This window comes from Streptomyces sp. NPDC048197, from assembly GCF_043202395.1.
GTDB classification, from domain to species: Bacteria; Actinomycetota; Actinomycetes; order Streptomycetales; family Streptomycetaceae; genus Streptomyces; species Streptomyces siderophoricus.
On record NZ_JBIDAJ010000004.1, the window covers coordinates 112037 to 132294 of the forward strand.

Annotated in this window: 17 protein-coding genes; 4 read left to right on the forward strand and 13 right to left on the reverse strand. The window is 70.5% G+C overall.

Annotation, left to right across the window (positions count from 1 at the left end):
* Window positions 1–152 precede the first annotated feature (152 nt).
* Window positions 153–1337: a PucR family transcriptional regulator gene (locus ACGF4C_RS07620; protein WP_393564111.1), complete on the forward strand. Its 1185-nt coding sequence runs from the start codon at window positions 153–155 to the stop codon at window positions 1335–1337.
* A gap of 78 nt (window positions 1338–1415) precedes the next feature.
* Here ACGF4C_RS07620 and ACGF4C_RS07625 read toward each other — a convergent pair whose 3' ends face one another.
* The 5 genes from ACGF4C_RS07625 to ACGF4C_RS07645 all read right to left on the reverse strand — a co-directional run bounded on the left by ACGF4C_RS07625 (window position 1416) and on the right by ACGF4C_RS07645 (window position 8097).
* Window positions 1416–1706, reverse strand: coding sequence for a hypothetical protein (locus ACGF4C_RS07625; protein ID WP_201806460.1), 291 nt, complete (start codon window positions 1704–1706; stop codon window positions 1416–1418).
* A gap of 234 nt (window positions 1707–1940) precedes the next feature.
* The gene (locus ACGF4C_RS07630; protein WP_393564114.1) at window positions 1941–3842 is read right to left on the reverse strand and encodes an ArnT family glycosyltransferase; all 1902 of its coding nucleotides are present in this window, start codon (window positions 3840–3842) and stop codon (window positions 1941–1943) included.
* A 76-nt stretch (window positions 3843–3918) separates the two neighbouring features.
* Entirely contained in the window at window positions 3919–4401 is a 483-nt protein-coding gene (locus ACGF4C_RS07635; protein WP_030410105.1) for a poly-gamma-glutamate biosynthesis protein PgsC/CapC, read from the reverse strand.
* The gene (gene pgsB / locus ACGF4C_RS07640; RefSeq protein WP_393564116.1) at window positions 4398–5735 is read right to left on the reverse strand and encodes a poly-gamma-glutamate synthase PgsB; all 1338 of its coding nucleotides are present in this window, start codon (window positions 5733–5735) and stop codon (window positions 4398–4400) included. Before pgsB ends, ACGF4C_RS07635 begins: the two co-directional genes overlap by 4 nt.
* 13 nt (window positions 5736–5748) lie before the next feature.
* On the reverse strand, window positions 5749–8097 hold the full coding sequence (locus tag ACGF4C_RS07645) for a HAMP domain-containing protein (protein ID WP_393564118.1): 2349 nt from the start codon (window positions 8095–8097) through the stop codon (window positions 5749–5751).
* A 987-nt stretch (window positions 8098–9084) separates the two neighbouring features.
* Here ACGF4C_RS07645 and ACGF4C_RS07650 point away from each other — a divergent pair.
* Window positions 9085–10425: an alpha/beta hydrolase family protein gene (locus ACGF4C_RS07650; protein WP_393564119.1), complete on the forward strand. Its 1341-nt coding sequence runs from the start codon at window positions 9085–9087 to the stop codon at window positions 10423–10425.
* A gap of 73 nt (window positions 10426–10498) precedes the next feature.
* On the opposite strand, the gene ACGF4C_RS07655 is transcribed toward ACGF4C_RS07650, so the two are convergent.
* The 6 genes from ACGF4C_RS07655 to ACGF4C_RS07680 all read right to left on the reverse strand — a co-directional run bounded on the left by ACGF4C_RS07655 (window position 10499) and on the right by ACGF4C_RS07680 (window position 16691).
* Window positions 10499–11122 carry a hypothetical protein gene (locus ACGF4C_RS07655; RefSeq protein WP_393564121.1) on the reverse strand — a complete coding sequence of 208 codons (624 nt, stop codon included), beginning with the start codon at window positions 11120–11122 and terminating at the stop codon, window positions 10499–10501.
* Between the two features lie 294 nt (window positions 11123–11416).
* On the reverse strand, window positions 11417–13147 hold the full coding sequence (locus ACGF4C_RS07660) for a mycolysin (RefSeq protein ID WP_393564123.1): 1731 nt from the start codon (window positions 13145–13147) through the stop codon (window positions 11417–11419).
* 347 nt (window positions 13148–13494) lie between these two features.
* Window positions 13495–14190: an NAD(P)-dependent oxidoreductase gene (locus ACGF4C_RS07665; RefSeq protein ID WP_393564125.1), complete on the reverse strand. Its 696-nt coding sequence runs from the start codon at window positions 14188–14190 to the stop codon at window positions 13495–13497.
* A 22-nt stretch (window positions 14191–14212) separates the two neighbouring features.
* On the reverse strand, window positions 14213–14791 hold the full coding sequence (locus ACGF4C_RS07670) for an NADPH-dependent FMN reductase (protein ID WP_393564127.1): 579 nt from the start codon (window positions 14789–14791) through the stop codon (window positions 14213–14215).
* Window positions 14792–14820: 29 nt separating this feature from the next.
* On the reverse strand, window positions 14821–15744 hold the full coding sequence (locus tag ACGF4C_RS07675) for an RNA polymerase sigma-70 factor (RefSeq protein ID WP_393564505.1): 924 nt from the start codon (window positions 15742–15744) through the stop codon (window positions 14821–14823).
* Between the two features lie 8 nt (window positions 15745–15752).
* On the reverse strand, window positions 15753–16691 hold the full coding sequence (locus tag ACGF4C_RS07680) for an NAD-dependent epimerase/dehydratase family protein (RefSeq protein ID WP_393564507.1): 939 nt from the start codon (window positions 16689–16691) through the stop codon (window positions 15753–15755).
* A 261-nt stretch (window positions 16692–16952) separates the two neighbouring features.
* On the opposite strand from ACGF4C_RS07680, the gene ACGF4C_RS07685 reads away from it, so the two are divergent.
* Both ACGF4C_RS07685 and ACGF4C_RS07690 read left to right on the forward strand, forming a co-directional pair.
* Window positions 16953–17360 (forward strand): YciI family protein, encoded by a 408-nt coding sequence (locus ACGF4C_RS07685; RefSeq protein WP_201806450.1) that lies wholly within the window; start codon window positions 16953–16955, stop codon window positions 17358–17360.
* A 46-nt stretch (window positions 17361–17406) separates the two neighbouring features.
* Window positions 17407–18552: an RNA polymerase sigma factor gene (locus ACGF4C_RS07690; protein ID WP_393564130.1), complete on the forward strand. Its 1146-nt coding sequence runs from the start codon at window positions 17407–17409 to the stop codon at window positions 18550–18552.
* Here the strand turns inward: ACGF4C_RS07690 and ACGF4C_RS07695 are convergent.
* Complete coding sequence (locus ACGF4C_RS07695) at window positions 18530–18985, reverse strand: lasso peptide biosynthesis B2 protein (protein ID WP_393564509.1); 456 nt, start codon at window positions 18983–18985, stop codon at window positions 18530–18532. The two genes, ACGF4C_RS07690 and ACGF4C_RS07695, sit on opposite strands and share 23 nt — an antisense overlap.
* Window positions 18986–19043: 58 nt before the next feature.
* Entirely contained in the window at window positions 19044–20213 is a 1170-nt protein-coding gene (locus ACGF4C_RS07700; protein ID WP_393564131.1) for a hypothetical protein, read from the reverse strand.
* Window positions 20214–20258: the final 45 nt, after the last annotated feature.

Sequence of the window (20258 nt, forward strand, 5' to 3'; positions counted from 1 at the left end):
CGGCACCACGTTCCGCCCGCCGACGCGCTGTCCCGCTGGTCCCGTCACTGTGCGCGTCCCGCGGGTGCCCTGTCGATGGCTCTTCGGCAAAGGTGGACGGGAGGCATATTGTTCGCCGCTACAACGCCCGCGCGAGGTCAGAGGTGAGGTCCATGGCTGGAGAGCAGGCCGCCGAAGAGGCCCTGGAGGCGGTGATCGACGCCATGCGGGCCCAGGCGGACGAGGTCGGCGATCGGTTGCACACGAGCCTGACCGACCGCATTCCGTCCTACCGCGCCGTACCTCGCGAACTGCTCAAGGAGGTGTGGGCACGGCACTTCAGGCGGGCGCTCGCAGTGCTGCGCGACGGCCGGGTGCCCGCGGCCGAGAAGCTCGACGAGGCGGAGGTGGCCCGGGACCGGGCGGCCCGCGGGGTGCCGCTCGACGACGGACTGCGCGCCTTCAGAGGGGCACTGGGAGCCTTACGCGATCTGTTCCTCTCGGAAGCGGCCCGTCACGGACTCGACCCCCTCCTGATTGTGGAGCGCACCAAGGCCCTGTGGGAGCTCGCCGACACCGAAAGCCTGCAGATCGCCTCGGTGCATCGCCAGGCAGAAGTCACCGCGGCCCTGTTCGACGCCCGTCGCCGCGCGGACTTCCTGCGCGGCCTGCTGTACGGGACGCTCAGCACGGTGGAGATCCGCAGCGGTGCCGCGATCTACGGGCTGGACCCGTCGCAGCGCTACCGGGCCGTCCGAGCCTTGCCGAGCGGCCGTCTTGGCCTTGACCGGCTGGAGCAGGCATTGGGGACGCTGTGCCGTCCGCACGGCCGCACCGCGATGCTCGCCGTGCTGGACGGGACGATCGCGGGAGTCGTGGAGGGCAGACCCGTCATCGGCGAACTGGAGGTGACCGCGGGGCTCGGCCCGCCGACGGAACTGGGTGAGGTCCACCGGTCGTTCCGCACCGCCGGCCGCTTGCTGGATGCGGCCGGTGCCTACGGCCTGAGCGGCGTCTACGACCTGGGCGATCTGTCCTGGCGAGCAGCGGTCGTCGCCGAGCCGGAACTCTCCAGAATGCTCCTCGCCCGCTATCTGCAACCACTTGAGGCGGAAGGGGAGTTCGGCACGCTCATCGAGGAGTCGGTGCGCCTGTACCTGGAGACGGGGCGGCGTTTCGGTGAGGTCGCGCAGATCTTGCACGTCCATGCCAACACAGTCCGCTACCGTCTCCGACGCTTCGAGGAACTGACCGGCGTCCACCTCGACTCACCTGACACGACCGTTGAGCTCAGCTGGGCGCTGGCGGCACGCGAGCTGCGGTCAGGGGCTGTGGCACCGCACCCGTCGTGGGACTGACCTCCTGCCGCCCGCTCGCGCGGATCGCCGCGGGCGGCGCCGTCAGAGGTCAGGCGGGTCAGGCGTGAGCCGGCCGGCTCACCGCTTACAGATGTAGTAGCCGCTGTGCCAGACCTTCACCCAGTGGCCGGGCTTCCAGTACTTGCTCCAGTGCCCGTTGTGCCACCGGTACTCCCAGTGTCCCTTCTGCCAGTGCTTGATCCAGTAGCCCTTGTGCCAGACGCACTTGGCGTGCTGGCTCGCCGCGGTCGTCGGGGCTGCGGTCGGTGCGGCCGTCGCGGTGCCGGCCGTTCCGATGGCTGCGCCGCCGGCCAGCAGGGCGCCGGCGGCAGCGGCCGCCAGTGAGCGCTTGATGTGTTGTGTGCGCATGGTGCGCACCTCCTTGCGCGCCTCCCCGCCCGCTGACGAGCGGGGCAGGCGGGATAAAGGCGATTTAACAAAAAACTACCTCAGAAGGCGCTCGCTCGCCGGTCGGCACAAAGGTGCTGGTCAGCGGCACTGCGCCGGCTCAGACAGCGTCCGTACTGGGCCGTATGGGTCCGTACAGGTCTGTTCCTCGTGTCGGCGGCGGTGTCATTTCGCGGCGCGGCCCGCAGGAAGCGTTCAGTTGGCTGGTCGGGCGCAGTCGTAGAGGGTGAAGCTGCCGTCCGAGGTGCGGCCGTAGGTGCGGGGGCGGAGGGGGGTGCAGTTTTTCTTCACCCAGGCCGAGGCCGGGGTGGGCGGGCGGCGTGTGGTCAGCAGGGCGTAGCGCAGTTGGTGGGTGGAGACCAGGGCGCTGAGCTGTCGTGCGGCCGGGTAGGGGGTCAGGCCGGTGAAGCCGCCCATCACGAGGATGGGTTGGGAGGTGGCGCGCAGCAGGGGCTCGGCACCGTAGGCGGCCTGGGTGGCGAGCAGGTACTTCTCCCCGGCGCGGTGCGCGGAGAGGTAGTTCAGCAGCGCGGCGTCCCGCGCGGACGGCGTACTCAAGGGGTAGCGCCGGAACGTGGCCCGATGGGGGTGGGGCCCGGCGCGGTAGTCGGGTCCCACCGGTCCGGCCAGCGGCGACAGCGGTGAGCCGGCATAGCGCGGGTCCAGGCTGGAGGTGGCCCAGACCGCCGGGGCGAGCAGTACGGCCGCCAGGGAGGCGGCCAGGGCACCGTGCACCGCCCGTCGCGGAGTGCGTGGTCCACGGGTGCACAGGCCGACGGTCCCGCACAGACCGAGCATCAGCACCATCGGCAGCAGCCAGGGGGCGAAATCGCTGTGCGGGCCTTCCAAGGCCACGGCCCACAGCGCCGTGAGCCCGAGGGCGAGGGGCAGCGCCGCCCGACGTCGGCCACCGGCGCGGTACTCGGCCCAGAAGAGGGCGACTCCGCCACCGGTCAGCGCGGCGAGCGCCGGGGCCACTACGGCGGTGTAGTAGCCGTGATTGCCGTTGGAATTGCTGAAGACCACGACGTGTACCACCAGCCAGCCTCCCCAGAGGAGGAAGCCTGTCCGCGGCCCGTCGGTGCGCGGCTGTCCGTGGCGCCACCACACTCCGAGCGCCAAGGCCAGTACGGCGAGCGGCAGGAGCCAGGCGATCTGCGGGCCCACGCTCTGGTTGACCAGCATGGTCCAACCGGTGTTGTCGGTGGTGCGGCTGGCCGCGGTGCCGGCGACGGCGCCCAGTGCGTTCGGGTCGTGGCCGAAGCGGCTCAGCCCGTTGTAGCCGAAGACCAGGGTGAAGGGGTTGTTGTTGGTGGTCCCGTCGATGTAGGGACGGTTCGGTGCGGGGGTCGCCCACACCAGCAGCAGCCAGGCACAGGAGACCAGGAGTGCGGTGGCCCCGGCGAGCAGCAGCCGCCGGGCCCGGTTCCACCGTGAGCCGGGCGCTGCCATCTGGTACACCGCGGCGAAGACCGGCAGGACGAGCCAGGCCTGGAGCATCTTGGCCTGGAAGGCCAGTCCCACCCATGTCCCGCAGGCGATCAGCGGCAGCAGCTTTCCGCTGGTGACGGCCTTCTGCAGCGATCCCGCGGCGAGGAGCAGCAGCAGGACGAGCAGGGTGTCGGGGATGGTGTGCCGGTCGAGTACGACGGTGACCGGGGTGAGGGTGAGTACCAGGGCGGCGAGCAGCCCTGCCCATGGGCCGGCCCAGGCACGGACGATCCTGTGCAGCACCCAGACGGCCAGTACGCCTTCCACGACCTGCGGCAGCACCACCGCCCAGTTGTGCGGCCCGAAGACCTTGATGGAGAGGGCCTGCGGCCACAGCGCACCGGGGAGCTTGTCCACGGTGATCGAGCCGCTCGGGTCCAGCCCGCCGAAGACGAAGGCGTGCCAGTCCGCCGCCATCGACCGCGCGGCCGCGCTGTAGTACGGGTGTACCCCGGCTTGGTCGATGCCCCAGGCGTAGAGCACCGCGGCGGTGGCCAGGATGAGCAGGAGGGCGGGCAACTCCCGTGGTGCGAAAGGAAGTTGACGGCCTCGGGAAGCGCGCCGGCGGCGGCCGGCGGGGTTCCGGGTGAGGGCGGTGGTGGCCATGGCGGGTCTCTCAGGGGAGGTCGGGCAAGGGGCACAGTGATCGTTCGTCGCCTGCACGGGTGGCGGTACGGCGAGCTCAGCCGACGGGCAGTGCCCCCAGCAGCAATCCGGCGACGAGCACCACATACGTGCTGAGAGTCACTGCCGTCGTGGAGATCACGGTGGCGGCCAGCGGTTGGCGGACCAGCTGATACGCGATGAGGCCGGGCACGATGAAGCCCAGTGTCTGGGCGGTGTAAAGGAGCGGGAACTCGTGCTGGAGCGCGAGCAGCACGGTGGTCTGGAGCAGCACCGCGGACAGCACCACGGCGGCGAACAGCCGCTTCCCGTACAGGATCACATGGCGTTGCAGGAGCTTGGTCGCGAGGAAGGTGAGCGCGGTGACGCCGATCACCATGGCGGCCCGGACGACATCGGTGACGAGGGTCAGCGCCAGCCAGCCGGGGGTGATCATGCCGCCGGGAGAGAGGTTGGTGGTCAGATAGCAGACCAGCGAGAAGACCAGTCCGAGGGCTATCCCCAGCGCGATGGTCTGCGGAGTGACGTTGACGGGGATCACAGGGAGTTCCTTGTCGGCCGGGACAGGGCGTCGGCGTGGGCGGCGGGGCTCGGGAGATGCGTGCCGGACCTGGGGCGGTTCAGCGACGCCACCCAGCGGTACGGCTGCGGCTCGGGCGGGGGCGCGACCGGAAGCGGCTCGTCGTCGGCGTCGTCAGCGGGCAGCTTGCCGAGGTGCTCCAGGAACAGTTCGCCCTGGCCGTGGATGTTGCCGATGGCCACCAGCGAGGAATCCGGGCCCAGTTCGGCGAGAATGGCGCGGGTCAGTTCCGGTGCGTCGCGCCGGTCGCCGCCGAGGTCCACCACCCGACCCGAAGACCAGCCCGGCGGGATGCCGTCGCGGGCACTCTTGGTCCGATGCCCGATGAGCAGGACCGTCTCCGGGTCCAAATCGGGGATGATCGCTCCCATCTGCCCATTGCGTTCGATCCGGTCGGGTCGGCAGTTGATGACCACGTTCAGCGGGCGGCGGATCGCGCCGAGTTCCTCCAGCTGACGGACGTTCATCAAGGTCGAGGCGGGATCGTTGGCGGCGAAGACATTGGCGAAGCGCAGCCGTTTGCCGTCCGGGGTGCGGTAGCGCTCGACGGAGAGCACGCCGGGGTCCGGCGGCGCGTCCCACATCCCGCGCAGTGCGGTGGCCCGGTCCACGCCGAGCAGTTGGGCCACGGCCAGCGCGATGGCGACGTTCTCCTTGAACGTGAACCAGCTGAACCCGCGGAGCTCCTCATCCGTGACCGACTCCGGATCCACCACGATCAGGCGGCAGCTCCGTTTGTCCGCCTCCTCCTGGAGGATGTGCAGTCGCTCCTGCTCGGCGGTGACACAGACCCCTCCGACCGGCATCGAACGGGACAGCGAACGCGCCACATCGTCCAACGTCGGCCCCATTTCGGCGAGGTGGTCCTCACGCACGTTGCACAGCACGCCGATGGTGGAGCGGATCAGCTTCTCCTGGTTGATCTCCTGAAGTGCAGGCATCACCGCCATGCACTCGATCACCAGAGCGTCCGGCCGGTAGGCCGCCGCGCGCCGGACGATGCCGATCTGCTCGACGACGTTGGCGATGCCCAACTTGCGGTACACCGGCTCCTCGGTGGCATCCGGATGGATGAACCGGGCAGCGGTGCCCGTGGTCTTGGCCACGGTGACCAGTCCGCCGCCGCGCAGCGCGCCCGCGCACAGCCGGGTGATCGAGCTCTTGCCGCGGATGCCGTTGACCAGCACCCGAGTGGGCACCTGCGCCAGCGCGGCGTAGTGACGCCGCTGCTCCAGCACGCCGGCGACCAGCAGCACGGCACAGCTCAACAGCAGCACAACATAGAGGAAAAGCACGTCAGTTGGTCCTTCACTGCTGCGGCGGGCCGCCGCGCTGGAACGAGGGGGCAGGGACAGTGGCCACATATGCACTTCCGCCACCGCGGTCCCGGTCCACCAGCGCCTGCCTGAGCAGTTCCAGGCTGCGGGTGACCGAGCCGCACTCGTCGTGGTGGACCGGGTACAGCACGGTGCGACGGTCACCGCCGGCCAGTTGCTCCGCGCATCTGGTGACGGCGCGCAGCGGCCTGACCACCACGATGTGCAGCCAGCCCAGGCAGGCGATCCCCACGGACAGTGCGAGCAGACCGGCCAGCATGGTGCGCGCCTGCAGTTGGAACGCCGCCAGTTTGAGCGCTGCGGCGGGCTCGGCGGAGACCACCCGCCAGCCGAGTCCGGCGATCGGCCCCTTCTGTGCCAGTGGCGCGGCGGCCGCCACCGACGGACCCTCGCCCGGGGCCGCCCCCGCGCGCAGTACGGCCGATGCCGGGGTGCCGGTGCTGCCGGGTGCCGCCTCGGTCCTGGCCACCAGTCGGGTGAGGCCCCGGTGGGGAAGAGCTTGGAAGGCTTGAAAGCCGACGCTCGCCGCGAGCACCCGGTGCCGGTCGTCGGTCAGCCACACACTGCCGAGCCCGTCGCGTGCGACCAGGGAGTTCAGCGCGTTCACGCCGATCTCGGCGACGACGACGGCCGGGGCGGCGTCCCCGGCGCCCTTGGCGTCCTTGGGCTTCCGGGTCGCCGGGACCTGGGCGTAGGCGGCGATCGCGGGGATCGGGCCCGACGTGTTGACCTGGGCGATTCCCTCGCCGGTCGGCGCGTGGTCGAGGGTACGCAGGGGCTGCTTGCCCACCCGGAGCACGATGGCTCCGGTGCGGTCCACGACATACAGCGACCGGAACGTGGGATGGTCGGCGTGTGCGCGCCGCAGCACCTCCGTCGCCCGCTCGCGGGCCGCACCCGAGAGGGCTGACGCCGCCGCCGCGAGGTCGGTGCAGCTCCGGCCGAGGGACCGCCGCACCCGGTCGGCGGCGGCCTCGGTACGTGCCTGCTGGTCGGCGACGGTGGCCTGCGGTACGGCCTCGGCCACCGGAACGCGGTTGAGCAGGAACAGCAGCGGCATCCCCCAGGCGGCGATCACGAGCGCGCAGACCAGGACCAGGGCCCGGACACCGGGGCGGCGGCGCACCGGCTGCACGGGCTCCGGTTCCGTCTCACCGAGCAGTTGGCAACGTATCGACTCCAGTGCCCGGCCGACCCTGCCGGGCTCGCCGAACGCGACGACCGGCACCGGCCGCGTCAACTCCCCGTTGGACAAAGGCATTTGACTGGCGGCCCGGGCCAGCCGGGCAGCGGACAGGTGCAGCCGCAGCAGCGCACGCTGCATGCCGCCCCACAGCACCAGGGTGACCAGCACGGCGATCAGCACCAGCCCACCGGCGGCCACGAGGGCGAACCACGTATGGTCGGCTCCCTCCTTCGCCGGGGGTACCTCCCTGAGCGTGAGGACGGTCAGCCCCAGGCCGGAGGTGTCCCCCTTGCCGTCCGCCGCGGCGACCGATGCCCATCCCGTGACTCCGCGCAGCCCGTCGTGACCGTCACCGACCAGGCTGCCGGAGACGTCGCCGGTGTGGAGACCGGCGTTCGCAGCGTTCGTCGCAGCAGCCGGGAGAGCACGGTGGTCGGTTCGGATCGCCGGCGCCGTTCCGGGGGTGGCGGCGGTGGCGAGCACCTTTCCGTTCCGGTCCACCAGTTGACCGGTGCGCCCCACTCCGTACACCGCCGGCGCAGCGAGCTTTTCCGAGACGACGAGGAGGAGTTCGTGCTCCTCGTCGTTCTGATCCGCCCTGAGGTCGCCTGTCTGGTCGCCTGTCTGGTCGTTGTTCTCGTCCTGCTTGGCGCCGGGGGCAGGGGCGGCCACCCGGGCGAAGAGCAACAGACGCGGTTCGCCGCGGCTCGAAAGGACCAGTCGGGGCGCGACTTTGGCAGTACCGGACCGCATCAGCGCCGGCGCGTCCACCCCGGTCAGCGGCACCGTTTCGCCGCTGGCCGCCAGCGCTCTTCCGGTGTGCGGGTCGAGCAGCACACCGCCTCCCGCCGGGTGCCCGGTCGGGAGAAGGGACCGCAGAAGTGCCGCCGGAGTGCGGCTGCCGGCGGGCGCGTCGGACGCCGCAGCGTGGCGCACTGCCGCGGCTCTTGTGTCGATGGCGGTCCCGACCGAGTCGGCGGCATCCTCGGCGATCCGGCGTTCGGCGTCCCGCAAGGCCTGCGGAACGTCCTGTTCGTGGACGGTACCGAGACCGAGTGCGGTGAACGCGGCAACTGCCAGCAGGGCGCAGAGCAATGCGGCGATCGGTGGGCGGACGCCTCCGAGCAGAGGCATGTCGGCGCGGCGTCGGGTGCGGTGCGGACGGGGCGCGCGGGCAACAGCGTGCAGAACAGCGTCCTCTCGGAACGTGGGGGATGGCCGTGCGGCGACTCGCCCAATATCAATACGGGGAGCACGGGATAAGCACAAGGCTTTCGCGCTGGGCCCTTGTATACCGGCCCACCGGAACTGCGCTCAACTCACCGTAGGGAAAGTTAGCTTATGCCTCTCGGATCTCGTCCCGGCGTGGCGCAATTCCCAACACCGGCTGCATCCCAGGTAATTGTCGATACCTTTCCGTCCGCATTCGCCGTGTCACACACAGTCGCGCAACCAACTGATGGCTGCCCTGTCACTGCCTCTTCTCGGGGAATCCGTGAGCCCGCTGAGGGCGGTCGGTGAGGCTCCGCGATCACAAACTGGCGCGTAACAAAAACGCTCAGTGAAAACAGCGGGCAACGCAGTCGCAATTCTGGGGCCGAGGGCCGCCATCCGACGATGGCGTGAATCAGCCCTTTCTGAAGAGGCCTTCTGACCGGGGGTAACACCCTCCAAGCCGCCACGTCGAGGCGACGGAACAGCCACCCCTGCCGGCCCTCTACCGGCTCGGACCTTTGCTGCTGCGACGGGTCCACGAGGGTGGCGAGTTGCCGGGCACCGACGACTTCCACCGGCCGCACCAGGGCTTTCCTCCCGCGCGTGTCCCGTATCGGCACTCGACGCCGCTCACCTCAGGACATACTCCCCGGACGCCGAGAGACCGTTACCCGCGCAGACGAGCCCGCGCGAAAAGGCGGGTCGCAGAGGCCCGGCAACGGACGGGGTCCGAAGCCGCCACCGTGCATTTCTGGACGCGTAGGCAACGCCCCTCTCGCCGACCACCATGGGGATAACTCGTCGCTCTATCCGGTGGGTTGGCACGGCCATGGCAAAACTGCCTATACGATGACCGCCAGCCGATCGCTGATCACGTGTCGATCACCACCATGGAGGGGGCCGCCCATGAAGCACGCACGAAGGCGCCACAGCCGGTTGCGCACCCGGGTCGCCGGCACCACAGGACTGCTGACCCTCGCCCTGGGCGCCGCGGTGGCACCGGCCACCGCCGCGGAGAAGACCCCCGGTGCAGCCACGACCACGGCGGCGGCCCTGGACGACGCGGGGCAATCCCCGGGCCAGCTCGTGGCCTTGGACGACACGGAGCAAGCCCGGGGCCATGCGGTGGACTTGGGCGACATGATGCAACTCCCGCGTCGGGCGGCGTCCTTGAAGGTGGCGCCGGCTCCGGGCCAGCTGACCCTTCCCGCCCCGACCGGGCGCCATGGCGTCGGGACGGTCGACCTCCACCTGCGCGACACGAAACGCATGGATCCGTGGGTGCCCACACAGCAGCGCGAGCTGATGGTCTCGCTGTGGTACCCGGCCACACACACCTCCCGCTATCCCGCCGCACTCCTCCCCAACAGCCAGCAGGTGCTGCCGGGTGGGGTGACCCTGCCCACCACTGCCGGGCACACCGGCGCCCCGGTCGACCGCAAACTCGGCAAGCTGCCGGTGCTGCTGTACTCGCCCGGCGGGCGTGGGAACCGTGCGACGGGCACGGCACTGGTTCAGGACCTGGCCAGCCGCGGCTACTTGGTCGTCACCATCGACCACACCCACGACACCGGCGATGTGGTGTTCCCCGGCGGGCGACATGAGGTGAGCATGCTGCCGCCAGGCACCAAATCGCGCGACTTGATCGACGTCCGGGCGGCCGACACCCACTTCGTCATCGACCAGCTGGCCGAGATCGCCCGCGGCCACAACCCGGACGTGGAACACAAGCCGCTCCCCCACGGGCTGACCCAGGCCGTGAGCACGAAACACATCGGGATGTTCGGCGCTTCCCTCGGCGGCGGATCAGTGGCCGCCGCCATGCACGCGGACTCCAGGATCGACGCCGGCGTAAACCTGGACGGCCAGCTCTTCGGCCGGTCGGAACACCAGCGGCTCGACCGCCCCTACATGCTGTTCAGTTCCGAGCACCACAACCGCAACACCGACGGGAGCTGGGCGCGGCTCTGGGAAAACCTGCACGGCGAGCGGCTCGACCTGAAGCTGCGCGGCTCCGGGCACAACTCCTTCGTCGACAACCAGGTCCTGTTCCCCCAGGCGCCGGGCGCATTCGGGATCACCCCGGAAGTAATGCAGCAGGCACTCGGCACGATCGACCCCAACCGCTCCATCGAGGTCCAACGCACCTACGTCGCCGCCTTCTTCGACAAGCACCTGCGCCACCAGCACAGCGACCTGCTCGACGGCCCCTCGCGCCGTTTCCCGGAGATCGCCTTCGTGCGCTGAACGCCGTTCCGATGGCGTGGCGGCAGGCCCGGCCAAGTCGGCGTACCGTCAATGGCCGGGCTGCACGTCACCTTCAGTGCTTGGCGGGCTCGCGCGGCGGCATCCAGTGATGGACCGTGTAGCCCCCCTTCTCCAGGGTCTCGAAGGGGGCGGAGCCCAGGCACTTGCCGACGCTGTTCTTCGGCAGACCGTCCACGGCCCAGCTGTAGCCCAGGCGGTCCTTCTTGCCGTCGTCCAGCACGGTGAAACCGAATCGCTTGCCCTTGAGGTCGCCGATTTCCGGCATGCCAGGTGCGCCCCGGAAATGCGACTCGGAAACGATGCCGGTGGCGACGGCGACCGGGCCGCCGGTCAGCAGGCAGTCGATGCGCCCCTTGAAGTAGCCGCCCCACTGCTTGCCGACGTGGTGGCTCACGTAGAAGGTGCCGCGTGCCTTGTCGGCGAATCCATGGGCGTCGATCGAGAAGTGCACGTTGTCGCCCGGCTGGCGCTTGAGCTTGGCCGACCCCTTGAGCAGCGGTTCGTCGACGACGTGCCGCGCGGCGTGGTTCCCGGTCACAGCGGGGGTTCCGGCGGCGGCTTCGACCGCGGTGGCCGCGCCCGAGGTGCCCAGTGTCAGTGCGGTCGCCGCGCCGACGATGAGGGCAGTGGCGGCGACGAGGAACGGGCGGCGCATGCGGGCGCGGGTGTGGAGCATGGCTTCCTCCAACGGAAGTGACGTCGGGCGGACCTCATCGGGTCCGCCGGCCGGGGATTCCCGGTCGCTCACCACCGTGCCGCCCGCTTCCGTATCACCACATCGCACCACAGGGCGGTGCGCCTCCGCCGTACGGCGGAAGGAGGCCGGTACGCCAGGCCGATGTGGGGAAGCCCGAAGTGTCTGGGCCTGGGACCGCCCCCTCCCCCGCACACGGGGTTCGTCAGGGGGAACACGCGCATGGACCGGGCCGACTGTTCGGCCCGGTCCATGGGTTCATGGGTTCGGCACTGTTCAGTACTGGATGGTGTGGCGGTAGAGGATGTTCCGGGCCGTCGAGCCGCTGTCCAGACCGTAGTCGGGCCGGTCGTTGACGAAGTACTCACGGAAGCTGGACTGCCAGGTCCGGGACATCATGGTGTTGCTCTTCGTCCAGCCGCCGTCGACCTGGGACCACAGGTCGACCAGCGAGGTGGCAACGCGGGCCTCGCAGGCGTCGCCCGGGTCGATGCCGTTCGTGGCGCGGTCATTGGCGAGGTTCATGGAGCTGCCGTTGCCCCAGTAGTACGTGGTGTCGTTGAAGGTGTGGAACGCCACCGCGTTGGCGAAGCCCTCGGTCCAGCCACAGCTGGTGGAGGAGGTGCGATTGACGTAATGCGGCGAGCAGTTGCTGACGTTCGGCCACCAGTTCTTGTAAAGCTTGCCCATCAGGGCGTGGCCCGCCTCGTGGATGGTGGTGTGCTCGGAGTCGGGGTCGTTGTCCGCAAGGTGGATCTTGTCCTCGTTGGTGGTCCAGTACGTGCCGTCGGTGGAGCCGGGGTACCACTGGACGGTGATCGGGGTGCAGTGGCCGTCCTGCTGGCTGCTTGTCCAGCAGTTGGTCGTGGCACCGCGGTTCCACCACAGCTTGTTCAGCGTGTCGACGGCGTGCCAGGCACGGCTCTGTCCGGCGTTGGCGTACACGTTGCCCAGGCTGGTGCTGCCCGAGATGTTGTTCAGCGAGTACGTGGCGGTGGAGTAGAGGCGGCCGTTGCCGTCGACCACCGACCACATGCGGCCGGCCTGTGTCTGGAACTCCACCCAGGCCTGGGAGGTGACGGAGGTGCTCGGGGTGTAGCAGAGGTTGAACCTGCCGTCGCCGTTGCCGGTCATTCCCGTGGCGAGCTTCTGCGTACCGCTGTTGGCGGTCGGCTTGCCCCACAGGGTGATGTTGACGTTGCTGACCGGCTCGTCCCGGTTGGCCTTGCCGTTCCAACTGCCGCCCTCGGCGGACTGGAAGCGGTTGCGGAAGGTGCCGTTGACGCAGACCTGGGCGTTGGAGGTGGCCGCGGCGGCGGCGCGCGGGGCGGCCGGGGCTTTGGCAGCCGACGCACGGCCGGAGACAGGGGCAGGGGCAAGGCCCTTGGGGGCGACCGGGCGGGGCTTGCGGGCACGGGGTCCGCGGGCGTGGGACGGGGCCGCGTCGGCCTTGGTGACCGAGACGCCCTTGTCGGAGGAGCCCTTGGCCGTCCCGACGGTGAGTTCCAACGAGTCGTGCCCGGCGCGCCGCGGGTCGGGACGGTCGATGTCGCTGATATCCGCCTGGATCTGGGCGGGACCGGCGGCGACGGCCTTGACCTTGAGCTTGAGGGCCTGGGTGCCGGGAGTGAGGGCGAGCGTCCGGCTGGTGCGCTGGCCGAAGGTGTCCGTTGTGGGTGTGGCGAAGCCGGAATCCTCGCCGGTCATCCGGATCGAGGGCGGCAGTTGGAGGGCCAGTCCGGCGTGCTTGACCTGGGCCTGTGCCTGGACGTTCACGGTGAGGGTGGCCTGCTCGCCGACAGCAGGCAGGTGGTCGAGAGAAGCGGTGACGCCCAGGCAACTGAGCGGTGCCTCGCTGCCTTTCGCCGCGGGGCGGATCGTGCAGCTGCTGCCGGCCGGGGTGGTCGTGCCCGCGAAGGCGGACGGCACGACGACGACTGCCAGACAGGCTCCTACGCCTGCCAGCGCGGTCAGAGCAGCGGGTCTGGTGACCCTTATTCGGGACATGGGCATGCCTTTCTGCGGCGCGCACGACCCCGGTCAGGTACGGCCGGGGCCGGTGCACGCGGGCAGAGCTATGAGGGGGGTAGGGCACTGCACCCTGGGGCACGGCAGCGTCCGGCCCCGGAATTAACCGTTGGCCAGAGCAACACCCTGGGTGACAGTGGCCGAACCATATACCGACGGCCTGCGCATGTCATCGCTTAAGGCGGAAGATGTGGATCAGGTGCTAACTCGACGCGGACGGGGCGAAGATGGGCACCAGCCCGCCGGCCCCGAATCCCAACAGCTGCGGATCCGGGGCAATGGCAGTGGCAGCGGTAGCGGCTGCGAACCCAACAGCACGCCTCCGCTCAGCTTTTGGCGAGTGCTTCGCGGCGGATCCAGTGGAGCAGGGCAGGGTTGTCGGCCGTGGTGATGACGCTGACGGTGGTGCGCAGGTGGCGGTCGTCGGCCAGCAGGGCCAGCATGCTGGCGGCCAGGTCCACACGGGCGGTGAACCTGCCGTCGGCATGGCCCTCGACAAGGGTGTAGTCGGTGACCGACGGCAGGTGGAACAGACCGCTCGGGCGCACGATCGTCCAGTCCAGATCGCTGGCCCGGACCAGCGCTTCCATCCGCCGCATGTCGTCGTACAGCGTTTTGCCCAGCACCCGCGTCACGTAGGGCAGAAGTACCCGGTTGAACACCAGGCCGCCGTCGGAGTACGGGTGCGGATCGACCCCGCTCGAGCTGACCACGGTGAGCCGACGCACCTGATGCCGGGTCATCGCGGCGACGATATTGGTCACTCCGCGCGAGTAGGTGCTGATGGGCTCCTTCCCGGCGGGGACGCCGAGTGTGGAGAGCACCGCATCCCGGTCCGCCACGACGGCGTCGACGGCCACCGGATCCAGCACATCGGCACCGACAATGTCGAGCCGGTCGTGCTGCAGCGGGAACGAGTGCGGCTGCCGGGTGACCGCGGTGACCCGATGTCCGGCGGCGAGTGCCTGGCCGGTGAGCAGGCGGCCGGTGGGGCCATTGGCCCCGAAGATCGTGATGCGCATGGCAACTGCTGCTTCCTGATCGCTAGGCCGTCTGGGGAACCGTGCGGAGCGGGGCCAGTGCCCGCGCCCACGCCGGCAGCTCGTCGACCAGCCGGTGAAGCTCCGCCGTGTGCAACTGCCTCGGCCGGAAGTCGGCGAAGTCCACGAAGTCCTCGCGCAGCGACAGCGCCACCTGCGGCCCGATGTCGGCCATCCGCAGCACGCCCGCCTGGGCACGCAGTTTCTGCACCGCCATGACCGCGCCGAAGACGCCGTATCCGACGTAGGCGACCGGCTTGCCGCCCCACTCCGCGTAGAGGTAATCGATGGCGTTGGTCAGCGCGGCGGGCGGGACGGTGTTGTATTCCGGGGTGACGACGACATAGGCGTCGTACGAGCCGATCCGCTCGGCCCAGCGCCGGGTGTGCGGCTGCCGTCCCGGCGCCTTGGCCGCCGGGACGGCTTCGTCCAGCAGTGGCAAGGCGTAGTCGTTCAGGTCGACGACCTCGAAGTCGGCTGCGTCCCCCGCGTGTTCGGCTGACAGGTCCCGTACCCATTGGGCCACCCGGTCGCCGTTGCGGCCGGGGCGGGTGCTGCCGATGATGATGCCGATCCTGATCATGTCTGATTCCCTGTTCTGAGTGTTGCCGGTCAGTCCGCGTCCCGGCGGGCCTGCTGCGTTTCGCGCAGGACCGCCCAGGCATCCGCTACGGGGCCCACATGCCCGAGCTTGTCGGGGTTGCTCACCGTGCGGATCGTCTGGATCTGCCCGTCGAGGATGTCGAGCGTCCAGGTGTGGATGACCTTGCCGTCGCGGTCGCGGAAGATCGCACCCGGCTGGCCGTTCACCTGGTGGGGTTCCACGACGCCACCGATGTGGACGAACGGCGCGAGGAGAGCCGCGAGCACCCTGGACACCTGGTCGGCACCGAAGAAGCCGCCCGCCCACTGCGGGGCCTTGCCGCCGCTGTCCGCGACCATCTGGACGTCGGCGGCGAGCAGTTCGCGTACCCCGTCGATGTCCCCTTCGGTGAAGGCGTCGAAGAACCGCACCGCGAGTTCCTCGCGCTCGCGCCGGTCGGCCTCGAACCGGGGCCGGCCGGCGTGCATATGGCGGCGGGCCCGTACCACCAGCTGGCGGCACGCGGCCTGGGAGCGGCCCACCGCCGAGGCGATGTCCGCGAAGCCGAACTCGAACACCTCCCGCAGCACGAACACCGCGCGCTCCAGGGGGGTGAGCCGCTCCAGCAGGAGCAGGGCCGCCATCGACACCGAGTCGGCCAGCTCGGCCGAGCGCTCGGGGTCCTGGTAGGGGTCGGTGAGCAGCGGCTCGGGGAACCACGGCCCGACGTATTCTTCGCGCCGGACGCGGGCCGAGTGCAACACGTTGATCGAGATGCGGGTGACCACGGCGGACAGGAACGCCTTGGCCGAGACGGGGGATGTCGGGGACGTCTCGTAGCGCAGCCAGGTCTCCTGAACGGCGTCCTCCGCCTCGGTCACGCTGCCCAGGATCCGGTAGGCGATCGAGAACAGCAGGGGCCGCAACTCCTCGAACTCCTCGGCCTTCGCCATGCTTCCGGTCACGCCAGTTCCTCCTCGAAGCCCTGGCGCCACGACGCATGGCGAAGCTGCCAGCCGAGCTCCCGCTTGGCCTTGACGTTGGAGAAACCACGCCCCTCGGTCATCATCACCACCGCCTGGTCCCCGGCCAGCAGCCGGGCCAGCCACACCGGGACGCGCCTCGGCCGCTTCGCTCCCGCGCACGCCGCCAGGTGGGGCAGCCATTCGCTCGCCGGAGCCGGTTCGTCGTCGACGATGTTGAACACGCCCGTCGCCTTGTGCTCCACGGCCAGGACGGTGGCGCTCGCCGCATCATCGAGATGCACCCACGAGCTGTAGCCGGTACCCCGCCCCACCAGCGGATACTGCCGCTTGCGGACCAGCTCGACCTGATCGTCGATGGCTCCCGGCCCGTAGAACGCGCCGTAGCGCAGCACCGCGCCGCCGGCCCGGAGGACGACGTCCTCGACGCGGGCCAATGCCTTCAACCCCACGTGCGCCGCCGTGCCCTCAAGCAGGTCCAGCGGGTCCTGTTCGGTCTTCACCCATCCGCCCTCGCGGATGCCGTTCCACGAGGCGTACCCCTGGGCGACGACATGGGACACACCGGTCGCCTCGGCCGCCGCGAGCAGGTGGTCCGTCCCCTCGGTGCGCAGCCGGTTGGTGGTGGCGAACCAACGGTCCGGATGCTTGATGTCGGGCTTGCCGGCGTGGGCCACGGAGATCGCGGTCATCTGGTGCACGAGCACCTCCGGCCGGGCCTTGGCGACCGCCTCGCCCACCGACGCCGCGTCCAGCCCGTCCATCACCACGCCGTCCGCGCCCAGCTGCGCCAGCCGGCCCAGCTTGGCCGCACTCGTGGTCGTGGCCGTCACCTGGTGGCCACGGGCCAGGAGCTGCGGCACCAGCCGCCGCCCCAACACCCCGGTCCCGCCTGCCACGAACACCCGCATGACCATCACCATCCTGTCGTGAGCATCTGCCTTCACTACTCAAGACAAGACAGCCCGGCGGTCTGTGACATCGGAGGCGAGACCTTGGTTTCGCGCCGTGCCGCCCCCTGCCCACGGCCGGGGAGCCGGGCACCGCGAGACGTTCCCTCCGGGCTCGACCACAAGGGTCAAAAAAATTCGGTCGGCGATGTCGAGAACCCGGGACCGGCTCCGTCCCCGAGGTGAACGCGACCACAATGGGTCGCACCAGCACCGAGGAGAATCACCATGGCCAAGTACTTGCTGCTCAAGCACTACCGCGGCGCTCCGGCCCCGGTCAACGACGTGCCCATGGATCAGTGGACGCCCGAGGAGGTCTCGGCGCACATGCAGTACATGCAGGACTTCGCGGCCCGGCTCGAGAAGACCGGCGAGTTCGTCGACGGTCAGGCGCTCGCCCCCGAGGGATCGTGGGTCCGGTACGACGGTGCGGGGCGCCCGCCGGTCACCGACGGCCCGTTCGCCGAGACCAAGGACCTCATCGCCGGCTGGATGGTGATCGACGTCGACAGCCATGAGCGCGCCGTCGAGCTGGCCGGTGAGCTGTCGGCCGCCCCCGGGGCGGGCGGGAAGCCGATCCACGAGTGGCTCGAGGTGCGCCCGTTCCTGGCCGCCCCGCCCACCATCACGGAGTGACCTGTCAGGTGTGTCAGACGCCCCGCGTGCCTTTTAGGTGGCTCCGATGAACGAGGCCCTGCTCCGGAGCCTCACGCCGAGCGTGCTCGCCATCCTCGTCCGCCGCGGAGCCGACTTCGCGGCGGCCGAGGACGCCGTGCAGGAAGCGCTGGTCGAGGCGGTCCGCGTCTGGCCGGCCCACCCTCCGCACGAGCCGAAGGGTTGGCTGGTCACCGTGGCCTGGCGGAAGTTCCTCGACCAGGCCCGCTCGGACGCCGCCCGCCGCCGGCGTGAGGACCTGGTGGACGAGGAACCGCCGCCCGGCCCCACACCCTCCGTGGACGACACGCTCCAGCTCTACTTCCTGTGCGCCCACCCGTCGCTGACGCCGTCGTCCGCGGTCGCGCTCACGCTGCGCGCCGTCGGCGGGCTCACCACCCGCCAGATCGCCCAGGCCTACCTGGTGCCCGAGGCGACCATGGCGCAGCGCATCAGCCGGGCCAAACGCACCGTGGCCGGCGTGCGCCTCGACCAGCCGGGCGACGTCGCCACCGTGCTGCGCGTCCTGTACCTGGTCTTCAACGAGGGCTACTCCGGCGACGTCGACCTCGCCGCCGAGGCCATCCGGCTCACCCGGCAGCTCGCGGCGCAGGTCGACCACCCCGAGGTGGCAGGGCTGCTCGCCCTCATGCTGCTCCACCACGCCCGCCGCGCTGCCCGGACCGCGCCGGACGGCAGCCTGGTGCCGCTCGCCGAGCAGGACCGCGGCCGGTGGGACACGAAGTCGATCGCCGAGGGCATCGCGATCCTGCAGGCGGCCCTCGCCCGCGACCGGCTGGGCGAGTTCCAGGCCCAGGCCGCCATCGCCGCCCTCCATGCCGACGCGCCCACCGCCGAGGAGACCGACTGGGTGCAGATCGTCGAGTGGTACGACGAGCTCACGCGCCTGACCGACAGCCCGGTCGTCCGGCTCAACCGCGCGGTCGCCGTCGGCGAGGCCGACGGACCACGCGCCGGGCTGGCGGCACTCGGGGAGCTGGACACCTCACTGCCCCGCCGGACCGCGGTGGCGGCGTACCTCCACGAGCGTGCCGGCGACCTGGCGACGGCGGCACGGCTGTACGCCGAGGCGGCCCACCAGGCACCCAACCTCGCCGAGCGCAACCACCTGACGCGCCAGGCCGCCCGGCTCAACGCCCATCGGAGTCCCTGACGGGTGGCGCTCGGCTACTCCCCTGCCGGTGAGAGGGTGGGACGGCGATCAGCGGTTTGAAGTGGCCCTTGGGGTGCGGCTCGCCCACGGGGTGGCCCTCGGCCTCGACCCAGGCATGGGCGGCGAAGGGGTGGGTGCGCACGCCGGTGCACCAGGTGGGCCAGGCACCGCGCAAGCGGCAGAGCAGGGCGGTGGCGAGGGAGCGTTGCAGGCAGCCCTGACCGGCGCAGCGCAGGCTGACCGAGACGACTGCTTCGCGGGCGGCCAGGGCCTGGTCGGCGGTGGCGGGACGGGCGCCGCGGCGGGCGAACTCCAGGATCCGGCGCAGCCGAGCCGGATTGGCCTTCGCCAACAGGCGGGCGGCGGCGACGGGCTCGGTGGCCGCTGCCGGGTGTGGTGGAGGAGAGCGGGGAACATACCCGCTGGTCGACAGCGGATCGACTCACTGGAGGAACCCAACCGTTTGGCAGCCAGTGGAGTTGAGTCACCTTTCAGTTCCTGAGGCGGGTGACCGTCGGGATGAGGTCGCCGTGTCGGGAGATTCCGGTGGCCCACAGGTCGGCGCTGTGGGGCACGGTGGTGGAGCCGCGGATGACGATGTCCGGGGCCGTGGCCTTCTCCCACTGGTCGCGCTGGCCGTTCCAGTGCAGGGCGACAGGGGCTGCCCCCTTGCCGCCGAGGGCCCACAGCTCGCCGGTGCCGGTTTTGCCTACGGCGCGGAGCCGACCGTCGGCCACGTCCGGTGTCTTGGCCGTGGTCCAGGTGCTGCCGTTCCAGTGCACGGCGAGCGGTCGCTCCGTGCTGCCGGTGGTGCTCCCGCCCACCGCCCAGATGTCGTCCGCCGAGAGGGCAGTGATCGCACCGAGCCAGTTGTGGGTGGTTTGCGGGCCGGGCGCCTGGACCCGCCGCCAACTGCTGCCGTCGAAGTGCAGCAGCAGCGCCGACTGTGGGGACTTGTCATCGGGAGCGTAAGCGGCTCCCGCGGCCCAGATGTCGTCGGGCGCGACCGCCGTGACGGCGCTGAGCTCGCCCTTGCCGACATCGGGCAGCGGCTGCCGGTGCCAGGCCTTGCCGTCCCAGGACTGGACGGCCGGGACGCCGTCCTTGATCGACCGGCCCATGGCCCGGCCCACCGTCCACACTTTCCCGTCGGAGGTAGTGGTCACGGCGTCCGGGACGACATGGCCGGAGGGGTCGTTGGCCAGCTGGTATGCGGTCCACTTGATGCCGTCCCAATGGGCCGAGGCGCTGCCCACCGCCCAGATGTCGGTGGCCGAGCGGACGGTGAGCGCTTGCGGGAAGCTGTTGTCGGGGAGGGTGGATTCCTGGGTCCACGAGGTCCCGTCCCAGCGCAGGGTGATCGCCTCCACGGAGGTGGCGCTCTTGAGCCGGTAGCCGACGGCCCAGGCCTGCTTGTCGCTCAGTGCGGCGACGGCGGTCAGATCGCCCTTCTTGACAGGCACCGGGGTTGCCTGCCACTGCCCCGCGCGCGGGGCGGCGGGGGCGAGGGACGCCGCGGGAGCGGTGGCTGCGGCCGGAGTGGTCGGATCACCGCTCTGGCCGGCCAGGACCAGGCTCCCGGTGACGACGGTGGTGGCGAGGGCGGCCAGCAGGGAGACCCGGACGGATCGCCGCCGGGCGGAGGGGCTGTGCGAGGTCATACGCATTCCTTGTCCGGATGGGGGTGGGTGGACGGGTGAACGGTG

Bases quoted from the DNA above. Each gene is read 5' to 3' on its own strand.
- ACGF4C_RS07630 (WP_393564114.1), bottom strand. From the start codon at position 3,842: ATGGCCACCACCGCCCTCACCCGGAACCCCGCCGGCCGCCGCCGGCGC.
- ACGF4C_RS07665 (WP_393564125.1), bottom strand. From the start codon at position 14,190: ATGCGCATCACGATCTTCGGGGCCAATGGCCCCACCGGCCGCCTGCTC.
- ACGF4C_RS07625 (WP_201806460.1), bottom strand. From the start codon at position 1,706: ATGCGCACACAACACATCAAGCGCTCACTGGCGGCCGCTGCCGCCGGC.
- ACGF4C_RS07620 (WP_393564111.1), top strand. From the start codon at position 153: ATGGCTGGAGAGCAGGCCGCCGAAGAGGCCCTGGAGGCGGTGATCGAC.
- ACGF4C_RS07655 (WP_393564121.1), bottom strand. From the start codon at position 11,122: ATGCTCCACACCCGCGCCCGCATGCGCCGCCCGTTCCTCGTCGCCGCC.
- ACGF4C_RS07675 (WP_393564505.1), bottom strand. From the start codon at position 15,744: ATGGCGAAGGCCGAGGAGTTCGAGGAGTTGCGGCCCCTGCTGTTCTCG.
- ACGF4C_RS07650 (WP_393564119.1), top strand. From the start codon at position 9,085: ATGAAGCACGCACGAAGGCGCCACAGCCGGTTGCGCACCCGGGTCGCC.
- ACGF4C_RS07645 (WP_393564118.1), bottom strand. From the start codon at position 8,097: ATGCCTCTGCTCGGAGGCGTCCGCCCACCGATCGCCGCATTGCTCTGC.
- ACGF4C_RS07690 (WP_393564130.1), top strand. From the start codon at position 17,407: ATGAACGAGGCCCTGCTCCGGAGCCTCACGCCGAGCGTGCTCGCCATC.
- ACGF4C_RS07685 (WP_201806450.1), top strand. From the start codon at position 16,953: ATGGCCAAGTACTTGCTGCTCAAGCACTACCGCGGCGCTCCGGCCCCG.
- ACGF4C_RS07670 (WP_393564127.1), bottom strand. From the start codon at position 14,791: ATGATCAGGATCGGCATCATCATCGGCAGCACCCGCCCCGGCCGCAAC.
- ACGF4C_RS07660 (WP_393564123.1), bottom strand. From the start codon at position 13,147: ATGTCCCGAATAAGGGTCACCAGACCCGCTGCTCTGACCGCGCTGGCA.
- ACGF4C_RS07700 (WP_393564131.1), bottom strand. From the start codon at position 20,213: ATGACCTCGCACAGCCCCTCCGCCCGGCGGCGATCCGTCCGGGTCTCC.
- ACGF4C_RS07680 (WP_393564507.1), bottom strand. From the start codon at position 16,691: ATGGTCATGCGGGTGTTCGTGGCAGGCGGGACCGGGGTGTTGGGGCGG.